Origin of the sequence: Pseudomonas imrae (assembly GCF_046352735.2) — a bacterium.
GTDB classification, from domain to species: domain Bacteria; phylum Pseudomonadota; class Gammaproteobacteria; order Pseudomonadales; family Pseudomonadaceae; genus Aquipseudomonas; species Aquipseudomonas imrae.
Genome location: NZ_CP110853.2, coordinates 3,418,083 through 3,432,937, shown reverse-complemented (window position 1 = coordinate 3,432,937; position 14,855 = coordinate 3,418,083). Strand labels below are relative to the sequence as shown.

Genomic DNA, 14,855 nt, shown 5'->3' with positions numbered 1-14,855 from the left:
CCAGGCTCGAGCCTGAACACGATTGAGGAGGCCGTGATGGTCAGTGCATCTCATCCCCGGGTGATCATCTACACGACACCGACTTGCCCAGACTGCCGGATGCTGAAGGCTTGGCTCCAGAAAGAGCGAATCGTATTCGAGGAGCGCGACCTGCGCGACCCCAACGTCGCGCAGGAAGCCAAAGCACGAACCGGTGTGCGTGTCGCGCCGATTACCTTGGTGGGTGAAGAGGTGTTCTACGGCACCTTCGCGTCGCAGAAACCGGGCCTGGCCGTGGCACTCGGTCTGTCCAGTACCGTCTCAGAGCACGCATCATGACCAGGCAAGTCAATATACGGCAGGCTGGACGCGTTATCGCCGTGCCAGAGGACGTGACAATCCTGGATGCGGCGCTCGCCGATGGCATCGACTATCCACATGGCTGCCGCTCCGGCCGGTGCGGGTCCTGTAAAACGCGCCTCGTCAGCGGCGAGGTCGCTCTGCTTGATCACAGTCGCTTTGCACTCTCGGACGAGGAAACGGCACAAGGGCTGATTCTCGCCTGCCGCGCAATCCCGGCGACGGACGTGACCGTTTCCTGGTGCGGTGGCGACGAGCAGGTTCCCTCTCACCCGCGCCGTAGCCTGAACTGCCGCGTAACCGCGATCGAGGATGTTACACACGATATCAAGCATATACGGCTCGTCGGCGAAGGGGCCAAGCCGCTGGACTTTACGGCGGGCCAATATGCTCGGCTGACGTTCCCCAGCGGTCCCTCTCGCGACTATTCGATGGCCAGCCAGCCAGGCGCGCGAGTGTTGGAGTTTCATATTCGGCGAGTGCCGGGTGGGGACGCATCCGAACGTATTCATGCGTTGTTGAAGGTGGGCGATCCGGTGTTGGTCGAAGGGCCTTTCGGCTCGTCTTATCTACGCGAACAGCATGCCGGGCCGATTCTGTGCGTTGCTGGTGGCTCGGGCCTGGCGCCGGTCAAAGGTATCGTTGAAACGGCCCTTGCCCACGGCATGAAACAGCCGATCCATGTCTACTTCGGCGCGCGCAGTGAACGTGATCTCTATTTTGTCGAGCATTTCGAGGGGTTGGTGCGCCGTCACCCTAACCTGGCATTCACTCCAGTCCTTTCCGATGATTCGTTGCTGACGCGCTGGCGCACGGGTTTTGTCACCGATGTGGTCGCCAGGGACCTGGATGATTTTGACGGTTGGAAAGCCTATGTCGCCGGGCCACCACTGATGGTCGAGGCAGCTATGCAAATTTGTACGGCGGGTGGGTTGCGGTCTGAGGATCTGCATGCCGATGTGTTTTTTACGCCCGAAGAAAGCTCGGTGCGTGGGTAAGTTCCCGGCTTTCCGGGTGGTAGTTGATGGGTTCCCTCAGGAGGAGAGAATGATGAATATCGGTCAAGCAGCCAAGTTCTCCGGCGTTTCGGCAAAGATGATTCGCTACTACGAACAGATTGGCCTGGTTCCCAAGGCAAACCGGTCTGATGCCGGCTATCGAAACTACGGCTCACAGGACGTTCAAAGCCTGCGTTTCATTCGCCGTGCGCGTGACCTTGGCTTTTCGGTCGAGCAGATTTCGGAACTGCTGGTCTTGTGGGGCGACCCTGACCGCGCCTGTGTCGACGTCAAGGCGATGGCGCTGACCCATGTGGCCGGGTTGAAGGCGAAGATCGCCGACCTGCAGGCAATGGCGCAAACCCTCGAGCAACTGGCTGATCAATGCCATGGCAATGACCGTCCGGACTGCCCGATCATTGCCGGTCTGGCTGAGCGTACGGCCGCCGTGGCGGTGGAGCAGCGCCCACGGGTGCCCCACAGGCCCCCTCGATTTGGGGGCGATACGCCTGCTTCATCACATCATCGCGCCGCGATGCACATGCATTCTTGAGCGCAGGAAAACCTTATATTCGCTCTATAGAGCAACTTTTCAGGAGACCAACATGCTGCGTTTTCTTATACCTGACATGACTTGCGGCGGCTGCGCCAGATCCGTTACCAGGGCGCTGCTGAGCGTCGATCCGCAGGCCCAGATCAAAACTGACCCGCCCACGCGTGTGGTCCTGATCGAGAGCACTCTGGACGAGCAAACATTGCTCGCGGTACTGAGTGAAGCCGGGTATCCGGGCGAGCATTTACCCCAAGCGATACCCGACTGATCAGCACGGGGCACAGTCTTGTTTGGCGGGTCAGCCGGGGCTGCCCCGCCAAGCCTGATCATGCTCGCCAGATGGGTACACCTTCTTCGTCAATCGTCCAGTGTGCTTGGCGCGGCATGATGTGGACGCCACCAACCCAACGCTCCTGGGGTGCAGAGTCTGGCCAATACGCGGTGCCTGCCAAGACGTCTGCGCCCAATCGCGTCAGGGTCAGCATCCGGCGAGGCCACGGCAGGTGAGTCTCAGATTCTGTCAGCAACGGCTCGGGTCCATCGATCAGTGGCCGTATCAACGCGTGAAACATCATGTCTCCCAGAAAGGGCAGAGGCTCAAGCTTGCCCATCAGCTCGGCGAATACCCTGGCGAACGCCACCGGGCCGGTTTTGGCGATGTAGTGCAGTGACAAGCGCTCGGTCAATGACAGGCCATCGCGGGCCCCCGGCAGTTCTTGCAATTGCCTGCGCAAGGCAGGCGACAGCAACGGTAGGGCGTCATGAGGGTCACGGGCCAGCGCAGCGAGCTTGACCGGCGAGGGCGCGCAATACGCCGCCCACGCCCGCCGTGCCTGCAGCAGCATGGGTTCGTCAACCCGGCGCCGTTGGGGCCATAGCCAAGCCAATACCTGCGGGGCCAGTTGACCTATGCCGATAAAACGTTGCACCCCTGGTATTGCGTCCACCTCGATCAGTTCGAGCTTGGCCGGCACGTGTTCAAGACCGGCTAATGCGCGAATCAGAAATAGCTGGTCATAGGCGTCCGCCTCACACCACAACACGCTGTGGTCGGCATCGCCCAGTTCTTCAAGATGGTCGTACTCGTCGTCGAGCCGTCGTGCCACATCGGCAGGGTCCAGAGCAAACGCCTGGCTGATGAACGCGCCGCGCATCGCTCGATAATCCTGGGCGGGAAGCGGCTGTACCGGCCCCATGCACAGCGGATCCGTGAGTATTCTGAATCGCCCTTTGAACCCTGCCACGTTCAGCGTGTGGGCAATGTCATTGCCACAACGCCAGTGGGTCGTGCGGGCTTCGTCGCTGGCCTCGAAACCGGGGTGGCGGGCGGCGAAATCGATAGCATCGACATGCGCCTTGAGCTTGGGCCAACTACTGAAGCCCAGTTGTTTGGCGATCAGCCACTGGGCATTGGAAAGGCTGGGCGTCATAGCCGGTTCGTGTTCAGTCGCACCCTGCTTCATGCGCTGCAGAAGCTCCTTGGCACGCTTGCGCTGCTGCTCAAGGTTGATACGGCCGTCATTGGAAGGTGATGTTGGGCGTTGCGACATACGATCTCCTTGCACAAACCTTGTCCGCTTTAAGGTTGGGAGTCGTAGTGATGTGATATTCAGTCAAGATCCTGGGCGCAGCCCTTTCCGCGGATGGTGGCGTAGATGGCGCCTGGCCGCGAATATAGGCACAGGGCTGGGTGATTGCAAGCCGTTCTATTGCAGGATGTTGAAACGTGCAACTTCTCCAGGAGTTGAAAGAATCTTTGAGTTAGCCTTGTTTCCTACAGACAACAAGGAGTCGTCATGCAACGAAATACCATCAATCCGCCAACGGTTTTCAACTCCCTGCAATACGGTTTCAGCCAGGCCATCGAAGTCCGCGATGGTCGGCGGATTCTGCTGTCCGGCCAGGTGGGCGTGGATGCCGACGAGCACACCGTCGGCCCGGGCATCGCCGAGCAAACTGCCACGGCCTTGGACAATATCGAGAAGATCCTGACCGTTGCCGGGGGCGACTTGTCCCATGTGATCATGCTGCGCCTGTACATTGTCGAGTCCGCCCGTGATCAGCAGCAGCCCATTGCAGCCGCCTTGCGCCAGCGCTTCCCGAGTAATCCGCCGCCGTCGTCATGGATCATTGTCAGCGGTTTGTCGTTGCCCGAGTGGCTGATCGAAATCGAGGCGGAGGCGCTGATTCCCGGCTGATCAAAGATGCACTCGATAACGGCTCACCACCGGCTTGGGTTAGCATGGCCTCTGCCTATCGAGCAATCGATAGTTGGGTCTACGTCATCGAGCAGGTCGAATAAAAAATGGAAAGACGGCAGTTCAGCGGTGGTATGAAAGGCAAGAACCTGCGCTACCTGAATGAAACGCCTGGCCAGGCAGCGCAATTGACGCGTACAGGTTTTGTATTGCTGGAGCATTTCTCGCTGCCCGCATTCACCCAGGCGCTGGACACCATCGTCACCGCCAACCTGCTGCGCCCCGGCTTGTTTGCTTCGCGCACTTTCGGCCTGGGCGACGGCGAAGTCATCAGTGACCTGGGGCTGGTGATCCGGCCGGATGCGCGTATCGACATGCCGGCCCTCCAGGCCCTGGACCTGTTGGTGATCTGTGGTGGCTACCGCACGCAGCTCAAGGCCGACGAAGAGTTTATCCAGTTGCTCAAAGTCGCAGCGCAACAAGGCGTAGTCCTGGCAGGCTTATGGAACGGCGCCTGGTTCCTCGGCAAGGCCGGAGTATTGGATGGCTATCGCTGCGCGATCCACCCGGAACATCGCCCGGCGCTGACGGAAATCGCCAAGACTACCCAGGTCAGCAGCGAACCGTATGTGATAGATCGGGACCGGCTCACCGCGTCGAGTCCTTCCGGGGCTTTCCACATGGCGTTGGACTGGATCAAGGCGTTGCACGACAAGGCGCTGGTGGAGGGCATCGAGGACATTCTGGCATTCGAAGAGTCGCGCTATCGGCGGATAAAACCCGCAGAAAACATCTGCGTGAGCGCGCCGTTGCGCGAAGTGGTGCGGTTGATGGACGCCAACCTTGAAGAGCCCCTGGAGCTGGAGCAACTGGCGGCCTACGCCGGTCGCTCACGGCGCCAATTGGAGCGCTTGTTCCGCGAACAACTGGGCACTACGCCGCAGCGCTATTACATGGAGCTGCGTATCACCGAAGCCCGGCGCCTGTTGCAGCACACCGAGCTTTCCCAGGTAGAGGTGCTGGTGGCGTGCGGGTTTGTGTCCCCCAGCCACTTCAGCAAATGCTACAGCGCCTATTTCGGCTACCGGCCGTCGAGGGAAACCCGGCTGGTCAAGTAGCCGCCATCAATGCGCTTGCTCTGACAGCACGGCGGGGCGCGGTGTGGTGGCCTTGGTGCATTTGGCCAGGGCCTGCTGTACATCCGCCAGCAAATCCGCGATGTCCTCCAGCCCCACCGACAGGCGCACCAGCCCCTCCGAAATACCATGATGCGCGCGTTCTTCGGGGGTGTAGGTTGAATGAGTCATGCTCGCCGGGTGCTGGGCCAGCGACTCGGCATCGCCCAGGCTGACCGCGCGGCTGAACAGCTGCAGGGCATTCATGAAGCGCTTCCCTGTGGCGATACCGCCCTTGAGTTCGAAGGCGATCATGCCGCCGGGCAATTTCATCTGGCGTGCAGCCAATGCGTATTGTGGGAAAGAGCGCAGGCCGGGGTAGGTCACCGACTCAACGGCCGGGTGTGCCTGCAGTGCTTCGGCCAATGCCTGGGCATTGCTGCAATGGCGATCCATGCGCAGGGCCAGGGTCTTGAGACCGCGCATCAGCAGAAAGGCATCCTGAGGCGACAACACCGCGCCGGTCAGGTCTTTCAAGCCTTGCAGACGAATCCGTTGCGCCAGGTCCTGGCGGCACACGGCGATCCCAGCGGTGATATCACCGTGGCCGCTGAGGTATTTGGTGGCTGAGTGCACCACCACATCGGCGCCCAGTTCCAGCGGGCGTTGCAGGTAAGGGGTGCAGTAGGTGTTGTCGACCACCAGGGTAATGCCGGGCTGCTGATGGGCGATCGCGGCCACGGCGGCGATGTCCACCAGTTGCAGGTTGGGGTTGGCCGGGGTTTCGCAGTAAATCATCCGGGTGGCCGGGGAGAGCGCCTCGCGCAGGGCGTCCAGGTTCGAGAGGTCGACATGGCGCACCTTGATGCCGAACTCGCCAATCCCATGGTGCAGCAGGGCGAACGTGCAGCCGTACAGGGTCTGGCTGACGATGATCTCGTCGCCGGGGCGCAGCAGGGTCCAGAAGGTCGCGGCAATCGCGCCCATGCCGGAACTGAACGCCACCGCCGCCTCGCCACCCTCCAGGGTCGCCATGCGTGATTCCAGCAGCGCCAGGGTGGGGTTGGAAATGCGTGTATAGAAGTGCCCGCTTTCTTCGCCGGCAAAGCATCCAGCGCCATATTCGGCGGTCGGGAACGCAAAGGTCGCCGACAGGTAGATAGGCGGTATCAGGGCACCATGGTGGTCTTGCGGATCATAGCCGTGATGGATGGCACGGGTAGAGAAGCCGAATGTGTTGTGTTTATTTTTCATGTAGGACTCTCCTTATTTCCTACAATGCTATGCTCATAATCGAGGCTGAATGTTGCCTGTTTTATCGATAAACAGCTTGGATGTGGAATTAAAACCCCTAAAAACAAAAATGTGAGGCAAGACATGCCCGTGGGTCTGGATCGTACTGACAAAGCGCTGCTCAATGCCCTGCAAGGCAATGCCCGCCTGACCGTGGCCGAGTTGGCCGAACGGGTTTCCCTCACCACATCACCGTGCTGGCGGCGCGTGAAAAACCTGGAAGACAGCGGCGTGATCAGCGGCTATCAGGCGATCCTTTCACCTAAAGCTCTGGGCTATGGGGTAACGGCCTTTGTCAGCATCATGATGGACACGCACTCCAAGGACATCGCCCGTGCGTTTGAGCAGCGTCTGCTGGACATTCCCGAAGTTGTCGCCTGCCACAACGTATCAGGGCGCTATGACTTTTTGCTGGAAGTGGTGGCCAAAGATCTGGAGTCCTTCGGCGAATTTGCCCGTGAGGTGTTGCAGACATTGCCCTGCGTGAAGGAAATCTATTCGAGCTTTTCCTACAAGTCGGTCCGGCCGTTGCGGGTGATTCCGTTACCGGGGTGATCAAGGCACATCCAATAAGTACCTTTTCATACAAATAGAAAAGACAACTCTTATGCCTCTTCTGGCAGTCCTCCTTCAAGTTCGTTTCTGAAGTCGCCGCAGGCGTTCGTTTCAGATTTGCAGGGTTTACTGATTCCGAGGGGTATTTATGACGTCTGTTACACAGCAAGGCAGTAGCACGCTTCAGGATATTGAAAAGTTCCGCCATCGCGATGACCGTGGTGGGGATATTCAGCACAAGGGTTTCCAGTCCAAGACTACCGAGGAGGCTGCCAGGCAACTCACGCGGGGTGACTTTGTCTGGCCTGATAAAAACCGGGATGGCAAGTATCAGATTAGCTACGAGTTTCGATCTGCTCCCGATAATAAAAATGAAAAACGCGACGGGAAAACCGAGTTTTCGCCAATCATGGACAATCAAAGGAAGCAGACCAAGCGTAGTCTTCAGTCGATTTCAGATGTGGCGAACATCAAGTTCAGCGAGGGACCCAGGACTGAAAAAAGTGAAGGGCATATTACGATCGGCAACTATGGCAAAAAAGTCGATACCAAAGGTTATCCCTATGACGGTGCGACCCACCATGCTCATTTGCCGGGCAGTACCTCCGAGGGCGATGTCTGGTTTAAAGAGACTGAAACAGTCAAGTCTGTTTCCAAGGCGGCTCACGGCAGCGCGGGCCGTTGGGTCATCACCCATGAGCTCGGGCACGCGATGGGCCTCAATCATCCAGGTGACTACAACGGCAGCGGTGATGATCGCCTCTCAAAGAAAAATGTCGACTCTCATGAAGACTCTCAAAGCCATACCAGCATGAGTTACAGAGGGGAACGCAATCATTACATGAACCACGGCGGCTTTAGGTCGTCGGCGCCACAACTCGACGATATAACCGCCTACCAGTCCAAATACGGCGCTAATCACGACACCCGAAAAGACGACACTACCTACGGTTTCAATTCCAACACTGATCGCGACTTCCTGAGTCTCAAGAAGCCGGACGATAAAATGGTCGCTGCTATCTGGGACGGCGGCGGTAAAGATACGCTGGACTTCTCGGGTTACAAGCAGGACCAGAAAATCAGCCTCAAGGACGGGACCTTCTCCGATGTCGGCGGCCTTAAAGGCAATGTCTCCATCGCTTATGGCGCAAAAATTGAAAATGCGATCGGCGGATCGGGCAACGATTTGCTGGTGGGCAATGCTGCCAATAACGAGTTGCGTGGAGGGGATGGAAACGACGTGCTTTATGGTGCAGAGGGGCGCGACAAACTGTGGGGAGGCAAGGGCAATGACACATTCGTCTATGGCGCAATGAAAGAATCTACCTATAAGGCGCCCGATCATATCAAGGACTTCAATAGCGGTAAGGACAAGGTGGACTTGTCGGGGGTTACGGCAGAGTTGGGCAGCGGGCCGCTGAAATATGTGAATCAGTTTTCCGGTGCAAGCGGTGAAGCTGTCCTTCGCCAAATGCCTACGGGGGTTCCAGGAGAAGTCCAGAGCACCCTGGAGATTTCCGGCAAACCCGGCCAGCCGGGGTTCTTGCTTGTCGTTGACGGAAAGCTGCTGCCCCGCGACATCGTGAGCTGATGATCATGGTGGCGATTGGGCTTGGCGCAATCAATGGGCTGGATCAAAGCACCGGATCCCAGCGCTGCGACCAGTCGCTTTCGGCCTTGACCACGCCGCGCAGCAACTCCAGCGCCTGTTGCAGTACCGCCGAATCACGCTCGCGGGAATACACCAGATACGTCGGAAAACTGAACTCCGGCGCCTTGGGCACGCGCTTCATCACGCCGCTGTCCAGATAACTTTGTACCACCCGTGTGCGGAAATACCCGGCGCCGCCGTTCTCCAGGATGTATTGCAACGCCAACGGCCCTAGATTGAAGCTCACCGCCGCCCGCGCCTTATCCGGCAGCGCGGCGTCGTGTTGCTGGCGAAAGCCCGGGCCCCAATCGATATAGACATAAGGGTCGGGCCGTGCTGCCAGGCGCACCTGGATCAGTTTTTCTTCCAGCACCTGTTCTACCTGCAATCCCGGCCAGTATTGCGGCTGGAACACCAGCGCGGCATCCAGCACACCCAGTTCCAACTGGCGCAACAGGTATTCGCCATCGCCGACTTCGGTACGCAGCGCATGGCTGGGAATATGTTCACGCAGTGCCTTGGCCCAGCCGAGCATCAACGGGTTGCACAGGCTGACTTCGCCGCCGATGTGCAGCACATTGCGATAGCCCTCGGGCAAGGGCAGGTCGCGGCGGGCGGCTTCCCAGGTTTGCACCAGTTGATTGGCGTACACCACGAACGCTTCGCCATCGGCGGTCAAGCGCGCACCGGCACGGTTGCGCACGAACAGCGTGCTGTCGAGCTGGCTTTCGAGCTTTTGCACTCGCGCCGTGATGGCGGTCTGAGTGACGTGGAGCTTTTCTGCCGCAGCGGCCAGGCTGCCGCAGCGGGTGATTTCCAGGAAAGTGCGTGCCAGTTCGATGTCCATGTCGGCTCCGAAGGGGGGGGAGGAACATTGTAGTGTGGCAATCGGAAAATCGGTGTGTGAAATGCATCCAATGTGGAAGCAGGCTTGTGTGGGAGCGAGCAAGCCTGCCCCCACAAGGGGAATGAACACCTGCCGTGGAATGCTGGGCCCGGCACGATGTTACTCGTCGGTGACCAGGCACCCGGCCGAACGCGGTGGCTGCGTGCCGTTGGCCAGATATTCACCCACCCAGCGGTTCGCGCAGTGGCTTGCCGGCCTGGACGAAACAGTTTGCAGATACGCGCCCTTGAGCATGAGACGGCGATCAGCAGGCAATCGTGCAAAAGCCTTGCGCAGGTAGGCGTCGGACAATTCACCGGGCGTCGGTTCGATCAATACCATGCGCCCCATGTATTGAGGAAACATTGCCCCGTAGCCAATGCCGGGCCAACTGCCTTGGGCGCGGCCCAGGAAATTGATCTTTTCCTCACCCAGTTGCAGGCGCACAAACTCCATGTCCCTGGCTGACTGCTCAGCGGCCGGCTGTTTGCGGCGGCCAAGCTCAATGACGTCATACAGGTCCACCAGCGTGCGATACGCCTGGGTGTTGGAGTACTTCCAGGTAGATGCCAGATACACGGCAAATACGCCGTGTGCAGGTGCATGCAGGGTATCGGGCTGGGTAAACACCACGCCCTGGCGCGCCAACGGTTCGCGTGCGCCGACCCGGGTGATGCTCAGGCGCACGTGACCCGAAGTGCTTGCCTGATGGTTCGCTGGCACCGTCACGATACCGCACTGAGTACGGGCAATCACTTCCTGATCCAGGGCGCGCCCTGGCAGCTTCGGACAGTCGACCAGCCATTCGATACCTGGCTCTGTGGCGTGGCCGGGCGAACTCGACAGCGCGATCAATCCGCTGACACCGGCTAAAGTGATGGCTTTTAAAAATTTGATCTGCATGGGTGGAGCGCCGCTCGTAGGGCGGGCCTTTTTACCAAGAGTGGCGCCGATCAAATGCAGGAATAGACCACACATGGTGTAGGAATGCAGAAATTTGCACTCGGATTCTGCTGCGTTCTAACGGGCGTGCCTCAAGACCTCCTCAACCGCTTTCCAAACGCGCGGATCATCACTGTGCGCCACGTTGAACCGCATGAAGTCGCCCATCCCCGCGTCGTAGCCAAACAGCGCTCCCGGTGCCAGCACCATGCCGCGCTTGAGTCCGGCCTGGGCCAATTGTTCACCGTTGATCCCGGCGGGCAGCCGAGCCCAGATAAACATCCCACCCTCATAGCCCATGGGCAACTCACACCCACACCGACGCAGCCACTGTTCAACCCGTCCACCGGCTTCCAGCAGTCGCTGGACCATGCGTTTACGATGCCGAGCGTAGCTTCCCTCACTCAGCAGGCGATAGACGATTTGCTCAAGCAACTCCGACGTCACGCCGCCGCTCATCAGCTTCATGTTGGTCAGGTTGGCGGCCAACTGGGGCGCTGCCACTACATAGCTGACGCGCGCATTGGCGCTGAGGGTTTTCGAAAAGCCCGACAAATAGGTCACCTGTTCCAGCCCTGCAAGTGCTGCCAGGCGTGGCGGCGGGTTGGGGTGCAGGTCACCGTAGAGATCGTCCTCGATAATATGGCAGTGATATTCGCGGGCCAGTTGCAGCAGGCGGAAGGCCTGGGCCGCGCTGAAGGAGTGGCCGGTGGGATTGTGTAGCACGCTGGTGGTCAGGTACAGGCAAGGCCGTTGTTCTGCCAGCAGTTGTTCCAGGGCATCGAAGTCAAAGCCATCCGGTCGGCGCTGCAGGGTCACAACCTTGACGCCGTGCAGTGCCAGGTTGGCGTGGAAGTTGAAGTAGCACGGCGCATCCAGCAACACGGTGTCACCGGGCCGGGCCAGCAGGCGCATCAACATATCCAGGCCTTGCAGCGTGTTGGGGGTGGTGATGATTTGCTCCACCGGCACCGTCAGGCCGTCACCCTGCAGCTTTTGCTGCAGCGCATGGCGCAGAGGCAGCAACCCTGTCGGAGTGCCCATGCCGGCGATCCGCAGGGACGGCGCCCGAACCACACTGCGCATGGCTTGGCGCAGGGCATCGGAGTCAAGCCAGTCTTCCGGCAGGTGCCCGCCGCCGGGCCGCAACTCACCCTGGCTGGTGACCATGGGTCGTCGCAGTACGCTGAGCAGATCCTGGGGCAATAGATCCACCCAGGTGCTGGATGACGGTTGGGCCTGTCGGTGGGCGATGAAGTGGCCGCGGCCCTGATGGGAAGTCAGCAGATGCTGGCCGCGCAGGCGATCCAGTGCCTCGTTGACAGTGAATTTGCCGACCCCCAGTTGTGCTCCCAGTTCACGTACCGACGGCAGTTTGCTGCCGGCGGCCAACTCGCCTTGCTCGATGGCACGGGCGAAGGCGTCGACGATTTGCTGAACCTTGGGCCCTCGGTCATGGAAATGAATGTGGGGAATGAGCATCGCGACGTCCTGAGGTTTGCCGGTAACTTTGCCGGTAAAGTATGTGTGAATAACCGCAGAGTTTACCTGCCTGTTGAAGACGCTGCGCCCTAGACTTCGCAACATTCTTCCCGGTAGTGAATCTTCCCGTTATGGCCAGTGCGCTGACACTCTCATCCTTCCTGTATTTCCTGGTGTTGTGTTCCACCCTGGCGTTCAGCCCTGGCCCCATGACGTTGCTGCTGCTCAGCCTCGGTCTGAAAGATGGCCTTCGTCATTCCTTGCCGGCACAGTTCGGTGCCAGCGTGTCGTACCTGATCTCGATCATGATTTTTGCGGTGGGCTTCTCTGAGCTGATCAAGGGCTACCCGTTGATTACCCAGGGCATCCAGTTGATCGGCGTGGCCTACATTCTTTATCTCGCCTACAAGCAGTGGACCAGCAGCGGGATCAAAATCAGCGACCCTGCCCAAGGCCGGGAAACCTCTCGCAGCCTGTTCGGCAAAGGCTTGCTGACGGGGCTGTCCAACCCCAAGGCCATCATCCTGTTCAGTGCGGTGTTCCCACAGTTTGCTGCCGTGGGCCAGGACAGCGCCGCCGCAGACATCGCCATTCTCGGCCTGACCTTCCTGATACTGCAATTCGCCAGTGGCAGCCTGTATTGCTACTTCGGCCAGCGCATCAAGCATGTGCTGGAATCCCCGCGCAAGCGTGTGCTGTTGCAGAGAGTCACGGCGGTGTTGCTGCTGGCAGTGGCGATGTTGCTGGCGCGTGGATTTTCCCACTCGTAACTGGCGAGGCTCATGGGACTGTCGCTGCGAGGGTCAACAATCTGATGTTTGTCAGGTAGGGTATGACGTTGCCTACCCACAAAAACAAGGACCTGTTCATGACCCTCAACATCCATCGTACGGCGCTGGCCGCCGCCCTGGCCCTTTCCCTGGGCTTCGCCATGCCGGCCTTCAGCGCCGAACCCCACAAGCAGATCCTGGCTGACGCCGAACAGTACAAGGCCCCAGCCTTGAAACTGCTGGAGCGCCTGGTGAATATCGATTCGGGTTCCGGCTACGAGCCGGGTCTGACTCAGGTGCGAGACATTGCGGTCGACGAGTTGAAACAGCTGGGTTTCAGCATCGAACTGGTGCCCGATGCGGCGGCCAATAACAGTCATGTGGTTGCCACCCTCAAGGGCACCGGCAAGGCGAAAATCCTGTTGATGGCACACATGGACACGGTCTTCAAGGAAGGCACGGCCGCCGAACGGCCGTTTTACATCAAGGACGGTCGTGCCTATGGCCCTGGGGTGATGGACGACAAGGGCGGCATCGTCGCCGGTATTTATGCCTTGAAAGTGCTGAAAAACCAGAACTTCAAGGACTATGCACAGATCACATTCCTGCTGGATGCCAGCGAAGAAACCGGCAGCGATGCCGCGTCCGAACTGATCCGCAAAACCGCCAAGGCTCACGACGTGACCCTTAACCTGGAACCCGGACGCCCGGCCGATGGCCTGGTGGTCTGGCGCAAAGGCAGCGCCACCGCAGTGGTCGAAGTCAAAGGCAAGGCGGCTCATGCGGGTGTCGCGCCCGAACTGGGACGCAACGCTGCAATGGAGGCTGCCCACCAGATCCTGCAACTGGGCAAGCTGGGGGATGAAGAGAAGAAAACCACCATCAACTTTACCGTGCTCAAGGCTGGCGATCGAACCAACGTAATTCCCGATCAAGCCACGGCCAAGGCCGACGTGCGCGCAGCGTTGCCGGAAGAGTTCGACCGGATCGAGAAAGACCTGGCACGGGTTTCCGCCGACAAACTGATCCCCGAGACCGAAGTCAAAACCAGCCTGCAACGCGGCTTGCCTCCTATGCCGCAAACGCCGGAATCCGACAAGTTGATGGCCATCGCCCAAGGCATTTATGGCGAACTGGGCCGCAAGCTGACCGTTGAGGGCAGCGGTGGCGCAGCAGATGCCAGCTTATCGGCTGGCGTCGGGACACCGACGCTGGATGGATTCGGGATCGTCGGAGGTAATATCCATACGGCGCAGGAATATGCCGAAGTGGAAAGCGTGGCGCCGAGGATTTATCTGTTGAGTCGGATGATCATAGAGTTGGCTAAGCGATGATTTGAAAACGTCGCAGGTCAACCTGCAGGGGTTGTCTTGCTCGTAATAAAGGGAAAGTTCATCGGCGGTCCCTCGCGCTGTTCAAACAGGCGAGGGACTTTGCAGAGGTTTTACTTGGCAAGAAGTAGAGTTTATCCGACCGCAGGGTGGGAGGTTTCGCCAGCGCGTGTCTGCTTCTTGCTTAGCACCAGACTGCACAACGCAGGCAGGAACAGCAGCGTCAACAGCGTCCCCACCAGTACCCCGCCGATCAACACGTAGGCCAGGGATGACCAGAACACCGAGAACGTCAGCGGGATAAACGCCAGTGCCGCCGCCAGTGCGGTCAGGATCACTGGTCGCGCACGCCGTACCGTGGCCTCGACAATAGCGTCGTGAATCGCCATGCCCTGATCCTGGTTCTGCCGGATCTGGTCGGTAAAGATCAGCGTGTTGCGCATCAAGATCCCGCCAATTCCGATCAGGCCCAAGATCGCGTTGAAGCCAAATGGCTGGTCGAACAGCAGCAATGTCGGCACCGCGCCCATCAAACCCAAGGGCGCCGTGGCGAAGACCATGAACATCACGCCGAACGAGCGCACCTGAAACATGATTACCGTGAGGGTCAGCAGGCTCCTGAAGCGCTTGGGATGTTGGTCATCATGTAACCGGGGCTCAGTCAACGCGGGGCCGTACGCGGAGGCATAAAGATTATGGCAATAATATTATGATTGAAAAAAAATAGTCCAGCGTCATGCCA

Annotated in this window: 15 protein-coding genes and 1 pseudogene; 10 read left to right on the top strand and 6 right to left on the bottom strand. The window is 59.2% G+C overall.

All coding sequences use genetic code 11. The features are described 5' to 3' along the window. The first annotated feature begins 36 nt into the window (after positions 1-36). The 4 genes from OQ460_RS15295 to OQ460_RS15280 are packed head-to-tail and all read left to right on the top strand — an operon-like array spanning position 37 to position 2,158. On the top strand, positions 37-318 hold the full coding sequence (locus tag OQ460_RS15295) for a glutaredoxin family protein (RefSeq protein WP_410018282.1): 282 nt from the start codon (positions 37-39) through the stop codon (positions 316-318). Then, positions 315-1,337 carry a 2Fe-2S iron-sulfur cluster-binding protein gene (locus tag OQ460_RS15290; protein WP_410018281.1) on the top strand — a complete coding sequence of 341 codons (1,023 nt, stop codon included), beginning with the start codon at positions 315-317 and terminating at the stop codon, positions 1,335-1,337. Before OQ460_RS15295 ends, OQ460_RS15290 begins: the two co-directional genes overlap by 4 nt. Before the next feature lie 52 nt (positions 1,338-1,389). Next, entirely contained in the window at positions 1,390-1,890 is a 501-nt protein-coding gene (gene cueR / locus OQ460_RS15285; RefSeq protein ID WP_410022021.1) for a Cu(I)-responsive transcriptional regulator, read from the top strand. Between the two features lie 52 nt (positions 1,891-1,942). After that, the gene (locus OQ460_RS15280; protein WP_410018280.1) at positions 1,943-2,158 is read left to right on the top strand and encodes a heavy-metal-associated domain-containing protein; all 216 of its coding nucleotides are present in this window, start codon (positions 1,943-1,945) and stop codon (positions 2,156-2,158) included. 58 nt (positions 2,159-2,216) lie between these two features. Here the strand turns inward: OQ460_RS15280 and OQ460_RS15275 are convergent, their stop codons facing one another. Beyond that, complete coding sequence (locus OQ460_RS15275; RefSeq protein WP_410018279.1) at positions 2,217-3,440, bottom strand: DUF1835 domain-containing protein; 1,224 nt, start codon at positions 3,438-3,440, stop codon at positions 2,217-2,219. 246 nt (positions 3,441-3,686) lie between these two features. Between OQ460_RS15275 and OQ460_RS15270 the strand changes: the two genes are divergently transcribed. Together OQ460_RS15270 and OQ460_RS15265 are read left to right on the top strand one after the other, a co-directional pair. Then, entirely contained in the window at positions 3,687-4,088 is a 402-nt protein-coding gene (locus OQ460_RS15270) for a RidA family protein (protein ID WP_410018278.1), read from the top strand. A gap of 107 nt (positions 4,089-4,195) precedes the next feature. After that, the gene (locus OQ460_RS15265; protein ID WP_410018277.1) at positions 4,196-5,206 is read left to right on the top strand and encodes a GlxA family transcriptional regulator; all 1,011 of its coding nucleotides are present in this window, start codon (positions 4,196-4,198) and stop codon (positions 5,204-5,206) included. Positions 5,207-5,212: 6 nt separating this feature from the next. Here OQ460_RS15265 and OQ460_RS15260 read toward each other — a convergent pair whose 3' ends face one another. Next, positions 5,213-6,457 (bottom strand): methionine gamma-lyase, encoded by a 1,245-nt coding sequence (locus tag OQ460_RS15260; protein WP_410018276.1) that lies wholly within the window; start codon positions 6,455-6,457, stop codon positions 5,213-5,215. Between the two features lie 123 nt (positions 6,458-6,580). On the opposite strand from OQ460_RS15260, the gene OQ460_RS15255 reads away from it, so the two are divergent. Next, positions 6,581-7,051, top strand: coding sequence for an Lrp/AsnC family transcriptional regulator (locus tag OQ460_RS15255; RefSeq protein ID WP_410018275.1), 471 nt, complete (start codon positions 6,581-6,583; stop codon positions 7,049-7,051). Positions 7,052-7,199: 148 nt separating this feature from the next. Then, the gene (locus OQ460_RS15250; RefSeq protein ID WP_410018274.1) at positions 7,200-8,642 is read left to right on the top strand and encodes a M10 family metallopeptidase C-terminal domain-containing protein; all 1,443 of its coding nucleotides are present in this window, start codon (positions 7,200-7,202) and stop codon (positions 8,640-8,642) included. Positions 8,643-8,685: 43 nt separating this feature from the next. On the opposite strand, the gene OQ460_RS15245 is transcribed toward OQ460_RS15250, so the two are convergent. The 3 genes from OQ460_RS15245 to OQ460_RS15235 form a co-directional block, all read right to left on the bottom strand. Then, complete coding sequence (locus OQ460_RS15245) at positions 8,686-9,549, bottom strand: LysR family transcriptional regulator (protein WP_410018273.1); 864 nt, start codon at positions 9,547-9,549, stop codon at positions 8,686-8,688. A 159-nt stretch (positions 9,550-9,708) separates the two neighbouring features. Further along, positions 9,709-10,491, bottom strand: a complete 783-nt coding sequence (locus OQ460_RS15240; protein ID WP_410018272.1) for an alpha/beta hydrolase — start codon at positions 10,489-10,491, stop codon at positions 9,709-9,711. 117 nt (positions 10,492-10,608) lie between these two features. Then, positions 10,609-12,012, bottom strand: coding sequence for a PLP-dependent aminotransferase family protein (locus OQ460_RS15235; RefSeq protein ID WP_410018271.1), 1,404 nt, complete (start codon positions 12,010-12,012; stop codon positions 10,609-10,611). 131 nt (positions 12,013-12,143) lie between these two features. On the opposite strand from OQ460_RS15235, the gene OQ460_RS15230 reads away from it, so the two are divergent. Both OQ460_RS15230 and OQ460_RS15225 read left to right on the top strand, forming a co-directional pair. Continuing rightward, positions 12,144-12,782, top strand: a complete 639-nt coding sequence (locus OQ460_RS15230; protein ID WP_410018270.1) for a LysE family translocator — start codon at positions 12,144-12,146, stop codon at positions 12,780-12,782. Positions 12,783-12,880: 98 nt separating this feature from the next. Then, complete coding sequence (locus OQ460_RS15225; RefSeq protein ID WP_410022020.1) at positions 12,881-14,116, top strand: M20/M25/M40 family metallo-hydrolase; 1,236 nt, start codon at positions 12,881-12,883, stop codon at positions 14,114-14,116. A 131-nt stretch (positions 14,117-14,247) separates the two neighbouring features. Here the strand turns inward: OQ460_RS15225 and OQ460_RS15220 are convergent. Then, positions 14,248-14,727: pseudogene (locus OQ460_RS15220) on the bottom strand (efflux RND transporter permease subunit); the annotation flags it as partial. Positions 14,728-14,855: the final 128 nt, after the last annotated feature.

Coding starts and splice junctions, on each gene's coding strand:
- OQ460_RS15290 (WP_410018281.1), top strand. CDS start 315: ATGACCAGGCAAGTCAATATACGGCAGGCTGGACGCGTTATCGCCGTG.
- OQ460_RS15250 (WP_410018274.1), top strand. CDS start 7,200: ATGACGTCTGTTACACAGCAAGGCAGTAGCACGCTTCAGGATATTGAA.
- OQ460_RS15245 (WP_410018273.1), bottom strand. CDS start 9,549: ATGGACATCGAACTGGCACGCACTTTCCTGGAAATCACCCGCTGCGGC.
- OQ460_RS15230 (WP_410018270.1), top strand. CDS start 12,144: ATGGCCAGTGCGCTGACACTCTCATCCTTCCTGTATTTCCTGGTGTTG.
- OQ460_RS15280 (WP_410018280.1), top strand. CDS start 1,943: ATGCTGCGTTTTCTTATACCTGACATGACTTGCGGCGGCTGCGCCAGA.
- OQ460_RS15225 (WP_410022020.1), top strand. CDS start 12,881: ATGACCCTCAACATCCATCGTACGGCGCTGGCCGCCGCCCTGGCCCTT.
- OQ460_RS15255 (WP_410018275.1), top strand. CDS start 6,581: ATGCCCGTGGGTCTGGATCGTACTGACAAAGCGCTGCTCAATGCCCTG.
- OQ460_RS15240 (WP_410018272.1), bottom strand. CDS start 10,491: ATGCAGATCAAATTTTTAAAAGCCATCACTTTAGCCGGTGTCAGCGGA.
- OQ460_RS15260 (WP_410018276.1), bottom strand. CDS start 6,457: ATGAAAAATAAACACAACACATTCGGCTTCTCTACCCGTGCCATCCAT.
- OQ460_RS15275 (WP_410018279.1), bottom strand. CDS start 3,440: ATGTCGCAACGCCCAACATCACCTTCCAATGACGGCCGTATCAACCTT.
- OQ460_RS15235 (WP_410018271.1), bottom strand. CDS start 12,012: ATGCTCATTCCCCACATTCATTTCCATGACCGAGGGCCCAAGGTTCAG.
- OQ460_RS15265 (WP_410018277.1), top strand. CDS start 4,196: ATGGAAAGACGGCAGTTCAGCGGTGGTATGAAAGGCAAGAACCTGCGC.
- OQ460_RS15295 (WP_410018282.1), top strand. CDS start 37: ATGGTCAGTGCATCTCATCCCCGGGTGATCATCTACACGACACCGACT.
- cueR (WP_410022021.1), top strand. CDS start 1,390: ATGAATATCGGTCAAGCAGCCAAGTTCTCCGGCGTTTCGGCAAAGATG.
- OQ460_RS15270 (WP_410018278.1), top strand. CDS start 3,687: ATGCAACGAAATACCATCAATCCGCCAACGGTTTTCAACTCCCTGCAA.